Source organism: Yersinia sp. 2542 StPb PI (genome assembly GCF_048593855.1).
Classification (GTDB): Bacteria; Pseudomonadota; Gammaproteobacteria; order Enterobacterales; family Enterobacteriaceae; genus Yersinia; species Yersinia enterocolitica_E.
In genome coordinates, this window is sequence record NZ_JAZGQA010000010.1 from 15,710 (window position 1) to 29,616 (window position 13,907).

A 13,907-nucleotide genomic window follows, 5' to 3' on the forward strand; every position below is an offset into this window, starting at 1 on the left:
GGGCAATGAAACTATTTAATGATAATCCATGGCGATAGTGGCCAGGGTTAATAGGAATATATTGCCGAAAGGGGTCCACCATGGAAATAAGTTTAGTACAGATAATCTTAATCTTTATTTTCTCATGCATCGCCGGTATGGGCAGTGTGCTGGATGAATTTCAAACTCACCGGCCATTAATCGCCTGTACCATTACTGGCCTGATCCTCGGTGATATGACCACCGGCGTGATTCTCGGCGGTACCTTGGAATTGATCGCCCTCGGGTGGATGAACGTCGGTGCGGCGCAATCCCCCGACTCCGCCCTCGCCAGTATTATCTCAACCATTCTGGTGATTGTCGGCCATCAAAACATTGCCACCGGGATTGCTATCGCCCTACCCGTGGCGGCAGCCGGTCAGGTGCTGACAGTGTTCGCCCGTACCATTACCGTGGTTTTCCAGCACGCAGCAGATAGGGCCGCAGAAAAAGCCAACTTTGCCATGATCGACTTAATGCATGTCTCAGCCCTACTGGTTCAGGCTCTGCGCGTGGCGATACCGGTTTTGATCGTATCCATCTTTGTCAGTGCCGATACCGTCAGTCACATGCTCAGCGCGATTCCAACCGTGGTCACCCATGGGTTACAAATCGCGGGCGGATTTATTGTGGTGGTCGGTTATGCCATGGTACTCAACATGATGGGCGTGAAATACCTTATGCCCTTCTTCTTCCTCGGTTTTATTGTCGGTGGCTACCTTGGTTTCAGCCTGCTCGCCTTCGGTGGCATCGGCCTGATTATTGCCTTGCTATATATCCAGTTAAATCCTCTGTATCAGAAACCGGCGGCTCCTGCGACGTCAGCCAGCCACGCCAAACTTGATGAATTAGAAGATTAGGAGACGCTGAAATGAGCACACCTCACAAACAATTAACTCGCTCTGATCTGTTTAAAATGTTCTTACGCAGTAACTTACAACAAGCCTCTTTTAACTATGAACGTATCCACGGCTTAGGTTTTTGCTATGACATGGTGCCCGCAATCAAGCGTTTGTACCCACTGAAAGAAGATCAGGTTGCTGCCTTAAAACGTCATTTAGTGTTCTTCAACACCACTCCCGCCGTCTGTGGCCCGGTTATCGGGGTGACGGCGGCGATGGAAGAAGCGCGAGCCAATGGGGCCGACATTGATGAAGGGGCAATTAATAGTCTGAAAGTCGGGTTAATGGGGCCATTGGCCGGAGTCGGTGACCCATTGATCTGGGGAACCTTACGCCCAATAACCGCAGCCTTGGGGGCCTCGCTGGCGCTAAATGGCAATGTACTAGGCCCGATACTGTTCTTCTTATCCTTCAACTCTGTTCGTCTGGCATTGAAATGGTTTGGCCTGCAATACGGCTTTACCAAGGGAGTCAATATCGTCAAAGACCTTGGCGGCAATCTGCTACAAAAACTGACGGAAGGCGCGTCCATTCTGGGCCTGTTTATCATGGGGGTTTTGGTCACCAAATGGACCAGCATCAATGTGCCACTGGTGATTTCGAAAACACCGGCACAGGACGGCAGCACGGTAACCATGACGGTGCAAAACATTCTGGATCAGCTCTGTCCCGGCCTGTTGGCACTGGCACTAACCCTGTTAATGATGCGATTACTCAAACGTAAAATTAACCCTATCTGGCTTATCTTCTCCTTGTTTGGCCTTGGTATTTTAGGCTCATGGCTTGGCATTCTTTCCTGATTTATGCCGGGGAGATTTTTTATTCGATCTGCTGTTTTTTTATATTTAAAAATGATTGAGGTGGTTCCAAATGAAGACCAAAGCATTGCGTTTATATGGTAAGAATGACCTACGACTGGAAAGCTTCACCTTACCGGAAATAAATGATGATGAAATTCTGGCCACGGTAGTGACCGACAGTATTTGTCTTTCTTCGTGGAAAGAGGCCAATCTGGGGGCTGAGCATAAAAAGGTGCCGGATAATGTGGCAGAAAATCCGATTATTATCGGCCATGAATTTTGCGGTGATATTTTACAAGTGGGTCAAAAATGGCAGCATAAATTTAAACCCGGCAGCCGTTATGTGATTCAAGCCAACTTGCAATTACCCGACCGCCCTGACTGCCCAGGCTATTCATTCCCTTATGTCGGCGGCGAAGCCACCCATGTGGTTATCCCTAATGAGGTGATGGAACAAGACTGTCTGCTGCCTTATGAAGGTGAAAGCTATTTCGAAGGATCCTTGGTAGAACCACTTTCTTGTGTTATCGGCGCATTTAACGCCAATTACCATCTTATTCCCGGCACATACCAGCATAAAATGGGCATAAAACCTGGTGGGAATGTGCTAATTCTCGGCGGTACTGGCCCGATGGGATTATTGGCCATTGATTACGCGCTGCACGGGCCAGTCAATCCACAATTACTGGTGATAACTGACCGTCACCAGCAAAAACTAGACTATGCCGCCCGCCTGTATCCGAGCGAATCATCAACAGCAGTACATTATCTCAATACCAAACAAACAGAGGATCAGTTTGAGCGTTTAATGGCTCTGACTGGCGGAAAAGGCTACGACGATATATTTGTCTTCGTACCTTCTGCAGAATTAGTCACCCTGGCTTCAAGCTTATTGGCACCGGACGGCTGCTTTAATTTCTTTGCCGGCCCGCAGGATAAGAATTTTATGGCGTCGGTTAATTTCTACGATATCCATTATTCATTTACCCATTATGTCGGTACCTCTGGCGGTAATACCGATGATATGCGCGAAGCGGTAAAATTAATTGAAACGAAGAAGGTGAATGCCGGCAAAGTGGTCTCCCATATTCTGGGTTTAAATGACGCGGCAGAGACCACCTTAAATCTACCGCAGATTATTGGTGGTAAGAAATTGGTCTATACCGGTAAAAATATCCCGCTGACATCATTAAGTGAGTTGATGAGTCAATCACAAGTGCTGCCGTTATTACAGCAACTCCAGGCTATTTTGCGTAAAACCGACGGTTTGTGGTCGAAAGAAGCGGAAGATTTTGTTTTGGCGCACGCCCAAGAGATTTAACCTTTTGACTGAGGGCGGCAAATAGCCACTGTCGCCCTCAACTCACTCCGGCAGATGCTTCGCCGTTGATTCATCGGTGGTTGCATCATTCTCCACCGCGCTCAACAACACATCCAATAAACCGGGGAAACGGGCATCGATATCATCGCGTCGCAGTGATAGCAAACTCTCGCGCCCGCAAGGCCGCTGCCAGATAACACCGCTTTCCCGCAATACGCGCCAATGATGGGTCAGGGTGGATTTAGACAACCCTTGCACTAAGGTGCCACATGCATGCTCCCCACCAGCCGCCAACCTACGTACTACCGCTAACCGCAGCGGATTACCTAAAGCCGTCAGCACATTTTCCAGCCGGATCTGCTCACGCTCAGGGTGATTTGCAATCATAGTATTCCTATAGATAAGTGACAGGCCAGCACGCCTGATTTGGTTACCGCTACACAGCTTAGCGCGCCGCAATATAGCCTATACGCCATGTCGACCCTACAATTAATTCTTATGCCATGCTGAAAGCTACCTCAGCCGTTGTACGCCGCCATTATTGCATATTTTAAGAACAAATAATCAAATTGTACGTGTATATTCGTACAATTGGACTATACTGCTCTCGACCGATTGATCAACCAAGATCATCACTTAACAACTTCCCGGCAGAGCAGCAAACCGCCCGCCCCGAAATTGCCATTATCTTTTAAGGACTTAATATGGCACGTAAAACTCCTATCGAGCGCTATCGTAACATCGGTATCTCCGCCCACATCGACGCCGGTAAAACAACCACCACTGAGCGTATTCTGTTCTACACCGGCGTCAGTCATAAGCTGGGTGAAGTGCATGATGGTGGCGCGACAACTGACTGGATGGCTCAGGAGCAGGAACGTGGCATTACCATTACATCGGCTGCCGTGACCTGCTTCTGGAAAGGTATGGACCGTACCTTACCGGAACACCGTATTAATATTATCGACACCCCCGGGCACGTAGATTTCACCATTGAGGTGGAACGCTCTATGCGGGTACTCGACGGTGCAGTGATGGTGTATGACGCGGTCGGTGGCGTACAGCCACAATCAGAAACGGTCTGGCGTCAGGCCAACAAATACCGCGTGCCACGATTGGCTTTCGTCAATAAGATGGACCGCCCAGGTGCTGATTTCTTCCGCGTTAGGCAGATGATGATTGACCGCCTGAAGGCCAATCCAGTGCCCATTGTGATTCCGATCGGCAGTGAAGAGCACTTTATCGGTGTGGTAGATCTTCGTTTGATGCGGGCCATTATCTGGGATGAAGCCTCTCAGGGTATGACATTCAGTTACGCCCCGATCCCGGAAAACTTGCTGGCAACCGCCAATCAGTGGCGCGAGAAGATGGTCGCTGAAGCGGCTGAAGCCTCTGAGGCGCTAATGACCGAGTATCTGGAGACCGGTGACCTGACGCTGGAAGAGGTCACCCAAGGTCTGCGTATCCGTACCATTGCGGGCGAAATACAACCCATGATGTGCGGCAGTGCCTTTAAAAACAAGGGCGTGCAACGGATGCTGGATGCGGTGGTTGAACTGATGCCGTCACCGGTCGATATCCCACCGGTCAGTGGCACTGATGAAGAGGGCAATGAAGTCAGTCGCCGCGCCGATGATAATGAAAAATTCTCGGCACTGGCATTTAAACTGATGACTGACCCCTACGTCGGCCAGTTAACATTCGTGCGGGTTTACTCCGGTGTGTTGCGAAAAGGTGATAGCGTTTATAACCCGATTCGCGGCAAGAAAGAGCGTATTGGCCGTATTGTTCAGATGCATGCCAACAACCGCATTGAAGTCGATGAAATCTGCGCCGGTGATATTGCGGCCTGTGTCGGTTTGAAAGATGTCACCACCGGCGAGACGTTATGTGACCCGGATACCGTGATTACCTTGGTACGGATGGAGTTCCCCGAACCAGTGATTTCGCAAGCGATTGAACCGAAGACCAAAGTCGATCAGGAGAAAATGGGGATCGCATTGCAACGGTTGGCATCAGAAGATCCGTCGTTCCGTATCCGTACTGACGAGGAATCAGGCCAGACTATTATTTCCGGTATGGGCGAGTTACATCTGGAGATAATTGTCGATCGGATGAAACGTGAGTTCGGTGTGGAAGCCAATATCGGTAAACCACAGGTGACCTACCGTGAAACTGTGCGTAAAACCGTGACTGACGTCGAAGGCAAATTTGTGCGCCAGTCTGGCGGTAAGGGGCAATATGGCCATGTGGTCTTTACCCTCGAACCGCAGGAAGCGGGCAGCGGCTTTGCGTTTGTTGATGCAACTAAAGGCGGTGTGGTCCCGCGTGAATATATTGGTGCGGTAGAGAAAGGTGTACTCGAAGCCACCAATACCGGTGTATTGGCCGGTTATCCGGTAGTGGATGTGAAAGTAACACTGACTTTCGGTTCCTATCACGAAGTGGACTCATCGGAACTGGCGTTTAAAATGGCTGCCATCTTTGGTTTTAAAGAAGCGGTCAAACAGGCGTCACCGGTGATTCTGGAACCCGTGATGAGTGTGGAAGTAGAAACACCGGAAGAGTACGCCGGTAATGTGATGGGCGACCTTTCCTCTCGCCGTGGCTTGGTACAAGGCATGGAAGAGATGATTGGCGGCGGGAAGATTATCCGCGCAGAAGTGCCGTTATCCGAAATGTTCGGTTACTCCACCGTGCTGCGTTCCATGTCGCAAGGCCGTGCCACCTATACCATGGAGTTCAAGCACTATGCTGAGGCACCACGTAATGTCGCCGATACGATTATTGCCGCCCGGGGCAGTAAGGGCTAAACGTTAAACCGCAGTAACATACTCAGCCGCCAGTGGAAAATTTTACGCTGGCGGCTTTTAATTGGCTAGATAGCGACCCGCCGGCTAATCTCTACCACCTGACAGTGCAGACCACGGTCGCCAGCAGCAGCGGGATATAACCGCCGTCCAACACTTTGATAAGATTAGCGATTAAAAAGCTGGTATCGATAATAAGAAATCCCCCCGCCACTAACATGCTGGTTGGTAAATTCCAACGCCATATCTTGCGCATAGCGACAAATAACAAACCAGACGTCATCAACATCGTTAACGACACTGCAATACCGTAAGCTGCAGCCAGGTTTTCAGAGGATTTAAAGAATACAGCCAGAAATATAGTCACTATCATTAATAGCCAATTGATGGTGCCAATATAAATATAGGGTTGAGCGTCTGGGAGAACAATTTTCAGACCTTCAAGGGCTGAGAGTACAGATATCGCTGGCGACGCCCAGCCGATAACATAATCCCCCATATAAAAACGGGGTAATCATTTACCCCGTTTTTATATTGTTATCATCTCATGAAATCAAATCTTCGCTGTTGCGAGATATTTTTTCATCTCTTCGGCAGGTACCATCCCACCGCCGGTAGCCCAAACCAGATGGGTTGCATTCTGCATTTTCTCAGCACTAAAGTGGTTATTACTTAAATAGTCAGAACACTGACTTACCCGCGCTGCACCCGGCATTCCAGCCAGTGCCGAAGGCTCCAACTGAATACCTTCATCGCGATTTAGCAAGCCGAGCAGATCGTACATCTCAGCATCACTTAAGGTATAGAAACCGTCCAGTAAATGCTCCATCGCACGGCCAACAAACCCTGATGCCCGCCCTACCGCCAAACCATCGGCGGCGGTGATGTTGTCGATACCGATATCCTGCACGGAAATACCATCGTGCAGGCCGGTGTACACCCCCAACAACATGCAAGGTGAATGGGTTGGTTCGGCAAAAATACAGTGCACATGGTCACCAAACGCTAGCTTCAGGCCGAAAGCAACACCACCGGGGCCGCCACCAACCCCGCAAGGCAGATAAACGAACAGCGGGTGGTTTTCATCAACCACAATCTGCTGCTCGGCAAACTGTTTTTTCAGCCGACTGCCTGCCACCGAGTAGCCAAGAAAGAGTGTTGGCGAGTTCTCATCGTCGATAAAGAAGCAATTCGGATAAGATTCTGCCTCTTTGCGCCCTTGTGCCACCGCCACGCCGTAATCCTGTGCATACTCAACCACATTTACGCCGTGTTCACGCAGTTTACGTTTTTTCCATTCACGCGCATCGGCAGACATATGCACACTGACACTGAACCCCAGCTTGGCACTCATGATGCCAATCGACATCCCCAGATTACCGGTAGACCCCACCGCGATACTGTACTGGCTGAAAAATTGGCGGAAATCATCTGAGAACAGTTTGCTGTAATCATCGGTTTCGGCCAATAGCCCAGCCTGTAGCGCCAATTTTTCAGCATGGGTTAACACTTCATAGATGCCGCCACGCGCTTTAATCGAACCAGAAATCGGCAGGTGGCTATCTTTTTTTAATAACAGTCGACCGCTAATTTCAACGCCGTATCGCTGTTGCAACGTCTCTTTCATGGTGGGAATCGCCACGATATCAGATTCAATAATACCGTGAGTCTTTTGTGTTTCAGGGAATGCCTGACACAGATAGGGCGCAAAATGTTGCAGCCGTGCCTCGGCATCCGCCACATCCCACGACGTTAATCCGACATACGGCAATCCCTCTGCCAATATGGTCGATAACGGGTTAAACCAAGTGACCTCCTCTAAATTGATAAGCTTTTTGACCAAAGGAAAGTCGGTAATCAATTTATCAATTTCAGTGTGTTTCATAGCATGTCTCTTTTCGGTCATATGATGTAAGAAAGTAGGAAGGTAGTACCTAATGCGATCACCGAGGCGATAAAAGTCGCGGTGGTGTAATATTTAAATGTCTCATTAAGGGTGGCACCGCAGTATTGCTTTACCAACCAGAATAGCGAGTCAGTGACGATGGTGAAACCAATGGCACCAGAGCCAATCGCCAAGGTGATAATTTCCGGGCTGACATTGGGATACATCGGTAATATCGGTGCCACTATCGCCGTCGCCCCCATCATTGCTACCGTAGCCGAGCCAACCGCCGCATGCAGAATCAATGCCACCAACCAGGCCAGTAGAATCGGGTGCATATCCAGATTGGATAAAATCACCGCCAGCGTATCTGCCAAACCACTGGCTTTTAATATGCCGTTAAATGCCCCACCGGCACCGATAATCAACAGGATATTAGCAATCGAGGAGAAACTATCTTCGGTTTTAGCCAGCAGCGTACTCATACCTATATTTTGGCGAATGCCCAGCATGTAGTAGGCCACAAATGCGGCAATAAACATGGCGGTAATGGGGTTACCGATAAACGATAATACTGAATATAGCGGAGTGCCTTTTTCCATATTCAGTTCTGCGGCGGTTTTCGCCAACATCAGAATAATGGGCAGTAACACGGTAAATAGGGTTGCACCCAGAGATGGCAATTCATCTTCATTGCGCACTTTAATTTCAGAGAACGCTTGCGGTACCGCTTTAAAGGGCAGTCGATTACCCACTAGCCGCAAGAATAACGGCCCACCAATTAATGATGCTGACAGCCCAACCACCAGCCCGTAGACAATCACAGTGCCAATGTCAGCCCCTAAGGCATTGGTGACATACATGGCTGCCGGATGCGGTGGCACCACACAGTGAACGGCCATTAGCGCCGTACACAACGGGATTGCCAGTTTTAATAGCGAGGTATTGGTCTTTTTTGCGATGGAAAAAGCCAGTGGAATCAATAACACCACCCCCACTTCAACAAATAGCGTAATGCCACAGATCAATCCAACTAACACCATCGTGACATCAGGTGATAGCCAGCGGCAACGTTGTAAGGTGATACCGATGCGCTCTGCCGCACCAGAAATCTCCATCATTTTGCCTAAAATGGTGCCCAGCCCGATCACTGCGGCTAAAAAGCCCAGCGTCCCGCCAATCCCACTTTCAATGGAGTTAACCATCTCAATGGGATTCATGCCCATTAATAGCCCGACATAAAAACTGGCTAATAATAGCGCCAGAAAAGGATGTATTTTCAGTTTTACAATGGTGAAGATGATAATAATGATACTTGATAATAACGTACCCACTACCCATATTTGTGAGTCCATAGCCAACCTCATCTAATAATAAGTTCTATCACTATTGAATAAGAATTAGCCGGGGCTGACAAATGATGAAAACTAAGCTTAAGATGAACTGGATTGACCCAAACATGTAATATTGGTCAAAGTTTTATGATTTATTCAGGTTTGCATCACATTAGATAACCCTAAATGTCTGCTCCAGCAATAAATACGGTATGCTATTTAGTCAAAAATGATTGTCTGAGCCGCCGCCATGTACCCGGAAAAAAGCTATATCACCCGTAATAAGCTGCTTAATGGTTATCAGCTATCCAAACTCTATACCTTTGAAATTGCCGCGCGGCACAGCTCATTTGCGCTGGCGGCTGATGAGTTATCCATCAGCCCCAGTGCCGTTAGCCACCGGATCAATAGTTTGGAAGAGGAGTTAGGGTTCAAACTGTTCCAGCGTTTTCATCGTAAAGTGGAGCTAACCGGCGAGGGAGAACGTGTCTTTTGGGTGCTTAAATCGTCGCTGGAGTACCTGAATCAGGAAATTTTGGAGATAAAAAATCAGGAGTTGTCCGGTACATTAACCGTCTATTCCCGGCCATCTATCGCCCAATGTTGGCTGGTACCGAAATTGGCGGACTTTGCCCATCGCTATCCTGCCATTAGCCTGAATATTCTGACCGGTAATGAGAATGTTAACTTTCAGGGCGGCGGCATTGATTTAGCGATTTATTTCGATGATAAAACGCCGGAGAAACTGTCATATCAGCACCTGATGGATGAATCGATGGTCCCCGTATGCAGCCCGGAATATGCGGAAAAACATCAGTTACACGGCAATCTGATCAATCTGCGGCAGTGCACCTTACTGCACGATCGGCAAGCCTGGAGCTATGACTCCGATCGCAGTGAGTGGAATAGCTGGAGTCAGCAAATCGGTTTTGATCTTGATCCTACCCAGCGCAGCATGGGGTTTGATCGCTCCGATTTAGCGATTATCGCCGCCATAAATCACGTTGGGGTGGCGATGGGCCGTAAAAAGCTGGTCAACAAACGGTTGGAAAACCAAGAGTTGATTATGCCGTTCCCCGACATGGAAGTCAGATGTGAACAACGCTATTACATTTCAACATTATCCGACCGGCAATGGCCAAAGATTAACGCGTTTATTCAGTGGCTTAAGAAGATGGCTGATGAGTCCTAAGGTACAGGCGCTCCCTCACAGAAGCGCCTGAGGCTATTACGACATCTCGGCGGCTTTTTGCGCCAAATCACGGCTATAGTGGCGGCTGGCATCTACCAGCATATGGGTATAGGCGGTTTTTTCGCAGTCAGTGGTCAAATCCTCAGTGTTCAGTGTTTCCAGAATCCGGCCATGTTGCATCACCGCGACCCGATGACAAAGGTGAGCAATGACCCCCAAATCATGAGTTACCATCAGATAAGTTAGCTTCTCCCGCTGTTGCAACTCAGCCAGCAGATTAAGGATCTCTGCCTGCACCGACACATCCAGAGCCGAGGTCGGTTCATCCAGCAGCAATACCCGCGGCTCGAGAATCAATGCCCGCGCAATGGCGACGCGCTGGCGCTGCCCACCCGAGAGCTGATGGGGATAGCGCTGGCGAAACTGCCGGTTGAGGCCCACTTTATCTAAAATAGTGTCGATCCGTTGGTCGCGATCACCAATGCCATGGATAATCAGTGGCTCAGACAAAATGTATTCGATGGTATGACGCGGGTGCAGCGAACCATAGGGATCCTGAAACACCATCTGAACATGGCGGCAGCGCTCACGCTCAATCCGGTGTGCCAGGGGGATCTGATTCAAGGTTAGCTGACCGCTCCAATGGTTAAACAGCCCCGCCAGGCATTTCAGCACTGTGGTTTTACCCGAACCGGACTCCCCAACCAAGCCAAAAATCTCACCGTTATTCACCGTCAGATTAACATCAAACAGCACCTGATTCTGCTGGCTGCCTTCACCAAAAATAAGGTTAAGGTTATTGATTTCAATCATCGCATTTGCAGACATAACAGGCTCCTTAACCATTCATCCAGGCCGGATCACGCACCATAACCGGCAAGCGATCACGGCGGTTGCCGATATCCGGTAATGCATTTAGCAAACCACGGGTATAGGGGTGTTGCGCCTGATCAAGGTCACAGGCCGCGATCGACTCCACGACCCGGCCGGCATACATCACCAGCACCCGATCGCAGAAACTACGCACCAGATTGATATCATGACTAATAAAGATCAGCCCCAAGCCACGCTCTTGCACCAAATCATCCAGCATCGCCAATACCTGCAAACGCACCGAGACATCCAGTGCCGAGGTTGGCTCATCGGCGATCACCATTTCCGGCCCGGTTATCAGCATCATCGCTATCATGATGCGCTGCCCCTGCCCGCCGGATACCTCGTGCGGATAGAGGTGATACACCCTTTGTGGCTGGCGGATACGCACCACATCAAACATCGCCAATACGCGCTCGCGCGCTTCCTGTCGCGAGACTTTATGGTGCGCCAGATAGGCTTCTGCCACCTGATCACCCACGCACACCACCGGATTGAGCGAGTATTTTGGGTCCTGCATAATCATCGACATACGTTTACCACGCACTTCACGCATGTGGGCTTCACTGGCGTTCAGCAAATCCACTTCGGCAAAGCGCAACCTATTAGCGTGGATCTGCGCGCTGGCCGGATGCAGCTTGAGCAGCGCCCTGCCAACCGTTGATTTACCCGAACCAGACTCACCGACAATCGCCAGTTTCTCCTTACCAAGGGAAAACGAAACACCACGCACCGCGTCGGTCACCTGTTTGCCATTGACGAAGCTAACCCGCAGGTCATCCACTTCCAGCAAAGGCACTGATTTATTCTGTTCTGGGGTCAAGAATGTCACGTAGGCCATCTCCTAGGAAGTTGAATGCCAGGCTGTTCAGCAGAATCGCCAGACCAGGAATTGTCACCAGCCACCAGCACTCCATCATGTAACGGCGGCCACTGGAGATCATCGCTCCCCACTCAGGGTCCGGTGGCTGAGCACCCAAACCAAGGAAGCCCAGACCAGCAGCAGTCAGAATGATACCGGCCATATTCATGGTGATACGGATGATTACCGACGGCAGGCACAGTGGCACAATGTGACGCAGCAAGATCCGCAGTGGCGACGCGCCCTGCAATTTAACCGCAGAAACAAAGTCCGCATTACGCAAAGAGAGGGTTTCCGCCCTTGCCAGACGGGCAATCGGCGGCCATGCCGTCAGGGTAATAGCAATAACCACATGCTCCAGACCGGGGCCTAATGCCGCGACAAAAGCCAGCGCCAGCACCAGGCTCGGGAATGAGATGAAAATATCGGTAATACGCATCAGGATACTGTCGACTTTACCGCCGAAGTAACCCGCCACCACCCCCAGTAACAGGCCGATTGGCCCAACAGTCACTGACACCAGCGCCACGATATACAGCGTGGTACGGGCACCATAAATCAACCGACTGTACTGATCACGGCCAAACTCATCGGTGCCAAACCAGTGTTGGCTACCGGGTGCCTGTAGTGAGTTATTGAGATCTTGCGCCAATGGATCATGGGTCGCCAGCCACGGAGCCAAGAATGCCACCACTAACAGCAAACCGATGATAGCGACACCAATAGCCGTCAGCGGGTTGCCCATTAACAAACGGAAGAAATTAACTACCCGCCGTAGCCCGCGCTTCCATCCCTGAGGTTTCATCTCAGGGCGCGCTACGACATTATCGGGTTCGGAGGAAAGCATCATTGATTCGTCCTCGGGTCGAAGATCTGATACAGCATGTCAGACAGTAAATTCAGTGAAACAAAGATCAGCCCCACCAGTAATACACAGCCCATCACCGCATTCATGTCACCCAATAACAGACTGCCCGTCAGATAAGAGCCAAAACCGGGCCATGAAAAGACGGTTTCGATCAAGACTGCGCCTTCCAGTAATGAGCCGTAGGCCAGTGCCACCACGGTCAGCAATTGCACCAGAATATTGCGGAATGCATGGCCCCACAGCACCTGAAACTCTGACAATCCTTTCACTTTGGCGGTAATGATGTATTCCTGTGACAACTGCGCCAGCATAAAACTGCGGGTCATACGGCTGATATAGGCCAGCGAGTGGAAACCGAGAATGGTAGCGGGCAGCACCAGATGGTTTGCCGCGCTGCGAAACACCTCCCACTCCCCCGCCAGCGCCGAATCAATCAACAATAAGCCGGTGCGGCGATCAACTAAACCGTCGTAGGCCATATCTACCCGACCCGCGCCCCCCACCCAGTTTAGCCAGGCGTAGAACACCAACAGGCCCATCATGCCCACCCAGAAAATCGGAGTTGAGTAACCCGCCAGACTGATAAACCGCACCACATAGTCGGCAAACTTGCCGCGACGTGCTGCCGCCATGACCCCCAGCGGGATACCGAGACCAGCCCCGACCAGAATCGCCATGGTTGCCAGCTCAATGGTGGCCGGGAAGACCCGGATAATGTCATCCACTACCGGACGGCCGGTGAGTAAGGCATTGCCCAAATCACCGTGGATCAGTGAGTTAAAATAGATAAAGAACTGTGACCATAGCGGTTTATCCAGCCCCAATTGCAGGTAGACCTGCTGATAGGTACTTTGATCCGCATCCTGACCCACAATCGCCAGTACCGGATCAATCGGCATCACCCGACCAATAATAAAAGTAAGAATCAATAAACCGAATAAGGTCACGGCCACCTGCAAAAAGCGCTTCGATAAACGCCGTACGATCCCGTGTGGCGCCATCCAATCTGAAACATTCATGCTATCTCCCCCAACATGCAGCG

The 13,907-nt window shown here is 50.2% G+C and carries 12 protein-coding genes and 1 pseudogene; 5 read left to right on the forward strand and 8 right to left on the reverse strand.

From position 1 onward, the window contains the following. Positions 1 to 80 precede the first annotated feature (80 nt). The 3 genes from V1952_RS02805 to V1952_RS02815 all read left to right on the forward strand — a co-directional run bounded on the left by V1952_RS02805 (position 81) and on the right by V1952_RS02815 (position 3,041). Positions 81 to 878 carry a PTS mannose/fructose/sorbose transporter subunit IIC gene (locus tag V1952_RS02805; RefSeq protein WP_193784718.1) on the forward strand — a complete coding sequence of 266 codons (798 nt, stop codon included), beginning with the start codon at positions 81 to 83 and terminating at the stop codon, positions 876 to 878. 11 nt (positions 879 to 889) lie between these two features. Continuing rightward, a complete protein-coding gene (locus V1952_RS02810) occupies positions 890 to 1,720 on the forward strand; it encodes a PTS system mannose/fructose/sorbose family transporter subunit IID (protein ID WP_083160339.1) in 831 nt (276 codons plus the stop codon). 70 nt (positions 1,721 to 1,790) lie between these two features. Further along, on the forward strand, positions 1,791 to 3,041 hold the full coding sequence (locus tag V1952_RS02815; RefSeq protein WP_420074283.1) for a zinc-binding dehydrogenase: 1,251 nt from the start codon (positions 1,791 to 1,793) through the stop codon (positions 3,039 to 3,041). A gap of 42 nt (positions 3,042 to 3,083) precedes the next feature. On the opposite strand, the gene V1952_RS02820 is transcribed toward V1952_RS02815, so the two are convergent. Next, the gene (locus tag V1952_RS02820) at positions 3,084 to 3,428 is read right to left on the reverse strand and encodes an ArsR/SmtB family transcription factor (protein WP_005181869.1); all 345 of its coding nucleotides are present in this window, start codon (positions 3,426 to 3,428) and stop codon (positions 3,084 to 3,086) included. Between the two features lie 317 nt (positions 3,429 to 3,745). Here V1952_RS02820 and fusA point away from each other — a divergent pair, with 317 nt between their 5' ends. Further along, positions 3,746 to 5,854, forward strand: coding sequence for an elongation factor G (gene fusA, locus V1952_RS02825; protein ID WP_420074284.1), 2,109 nt, complete (start codon positions 3,746 to 3,748; stop codon positions 5,852 to 5,854). A gap of 109 nt (positions 5,855 to 5,963) precedes the next feature. Here fusA and V1952_RS02830 read toward each other — a convergent pair. The 3 genes and pseudogenes from V1952_RS02830 to dsdX form a co-directional block, all read right to left on the reverse strand. Beyond that, positions 5,964 to 6,254, reverse strand: a pseudogene (locus V1952_RS02830) (KUP/HAK/KT family potassium transporter); the annotation flags it as partial. A gap of 150 nt (positions 6,255 to 6,404) precedes the next feature. Next, the gene (locus V1952_RS02835; RefSeq protein ID WP_420074285.1) at positions 6,405 to 7,736 is read right to left on the reverse strand and encodes a D-serine ammonia-lyase; all 1,332 of its coding nucleotides are present in this window, start codon (positions 7,734 to 7,736) and stop codon (positions 6,405 to 6,407) included. A 17-nt stretch (positions 7,737 to 7,753) separates the two neighbouring features. Then, the gene (gene dsdX / locus V1952_RS02840) at positions 7,754 to 9,091 is read right to left on the reverse strand and encodes a D-serine transporter DsdX (protein WP_420071409.1); all 1,338 of its coding nucleotides are present in this window, start codon (positions 9,089 to 9,091) and stop codon (positions 7,754 to 7,756) included. A 229-nt stretch (positions 9,092 to 9,320) separates the two neighbouring features. Here dsdX and dsdC point away from each other — a divergent pair, with 229 nt between their 5' ends. Continuing rightward, positions 9,321 to 10,262: a DNA-binding transcriptional regulator DsdC gene (dsdC, locus tag V1952_RS02845; protein ID WP_372558085.1), complete on the forward strand. Its 942-nt coding sequence runs from the start codon at positions 9,321 to 9,323 to the stop codon at positions 10,260 to 10,262. Positions 10,263 to 10,298: 36 nt separating this feature from the next. Here the strand turns inward: dsdC and V1952_RS02850 are convergent, their stop codons facing one another. Genes V1952_RS02850 through V1952_RS02865 form a run of 4 tightly spaced genes read right to left on the reverse strand, consistent with a single transcriptional unit; the run spans position 10,299 to position 13,884 of the window. Then, on the reverse strand, positions 10,299 to 11,075 hold the full coding sequence (locus V1952_RS02850) for an ABC transporter ATP-binding protein (RefSeq protein ID WP_083163844.1): 777 nt from the start codon (positions 11,073 to 11,075) through the stop codon (positions 10,299 to 10,301). Positions 11,076 to 11,100: 25 nt separating this feature from the next. Continuing rightward, positions 11,101 to 11,976: an ABC transporter ATP-binding protein gene (locus tag V1952_RS02855; RefSeq protein ID WP_372558084.1), complete on the reverse strand. Its 876-nt coding sequence runs from the start codon at positions 11,974 to 11,976 to the stop codon at positions 11,101 to 11,103. Further along, positions 11,939 to 12,802, reverse strand: coding sequence for an ABC transporter permease (locus V1952_RS02860; RefSeq protein ID WP_072088690.1), 864 nt, complete (start codon positions 12,800 to 12,802; stop codon positions 11,939 to 11,941). The genes V1952_RS02855 and V1952_RS02860 overlap by 38 nt, the downstream gene beginning before the upstream one ends. 41 nt (positions 12,803 to 12,843) lie before the next feature. After that, entirely contained in the window at positions 12,844 to 13,884 is a 1,041-nt protein-coding gene (locus V1952_RS02865; protein ID WP_420071410.1) for an ABC transporter permease, read from the reverse strand. Positions 13,885 to 13,907: the final 23 nt, after the last annotated feature.

What these genes read in the sequence shown, in the direction of transcription:
- V1952_RS02835 (WP_420074285.1), bottom strand. Translation starts at nt 7,736, where the DNA reads ATGAAACACACTGAAATTGATAAATTGATTACCGACTTTCCTTTGGTC.
- V1952_RS02805 (WP_193784718.1), top strand. Translation starts at nt 81, where the DNA reads ATGGAAATAAGTTTAGTACAGATAATCTTAATCTTTATTTTCTCATGC.
- V1952_RS02855 (WP_372558084.1), bottom strand. Translation starts at nt 11,976, where the DNA reads ATGGCCTACGTGACATTCTTGACCCCAGAACAGAATAAATCAGTGCCT.
- dsdC (WP_372558085.1), top strand. Translation starts at nt 9,321, where the DNA reads ATGTACCCGGAAAAAAGCTATATCACCCGTAATAAGCTGCTTAATGGT.
- fusA (WP_420074284.1), top strand. Translation starts at nt 3,746, where the DNA reads ATGGCACGTAAAACTCCTATCGAGCGCTATCGTAACATCGGTATCTCC.
- dsdX (WP_420071409.1), bottom strand. Translation starts at nt 9,091, where the DNA reads ATGGACTCACAAATATGGGTAGTGGGTACGTTATTATCAAGTATCATT.
- V1952_RS02820 (WP_005181869.1), bottom strand. Translation starts at nt 3,428, where the DNA reads ATGATTGCAAATCACCCTGAGCGTGAGCAGATCCGGCTGGAAAATGTG.
- V1952_RS02815 (WP_420074283.1), top strand. Translation starts at nt 1,791, where the DNA reads ATGAAGACCAAAGCATTGCGTTTATATGGTAAGAATGACCTACGACTG.
- V1952_RS02860 (WP_072088690.1), bottom strand. Translation starts at nt 12,802, where the DNA reads ATGAAACCTCAGGGATGGAAGCGCGGGCTACGGCGGGTAGTTAATTTC.
- V1952_RS02810 (WP_083160339.1), top strand. Translation starts at nt 890, where the DNA reads ATGAGCACACCTCACAAACAATTAACTCGCTCTGATCTGTTTAAAATG.
- V1952_RS02850 (WP_083163844.1), bottom strand. Translation starts at nt 11,075, where the DNA reads ATGATTGAAATCAATAACCTTAACCTTATTTTTGGTGAAGGCAGCCAG.
- V1952_RS02865 (WP_420071410.1), bottom strand. Translation starts at nt 13,884, where the DNA reads ATGAATGTTTCAGATTGGATGGCGCCACACGGGATCGTACGGCGTTTA.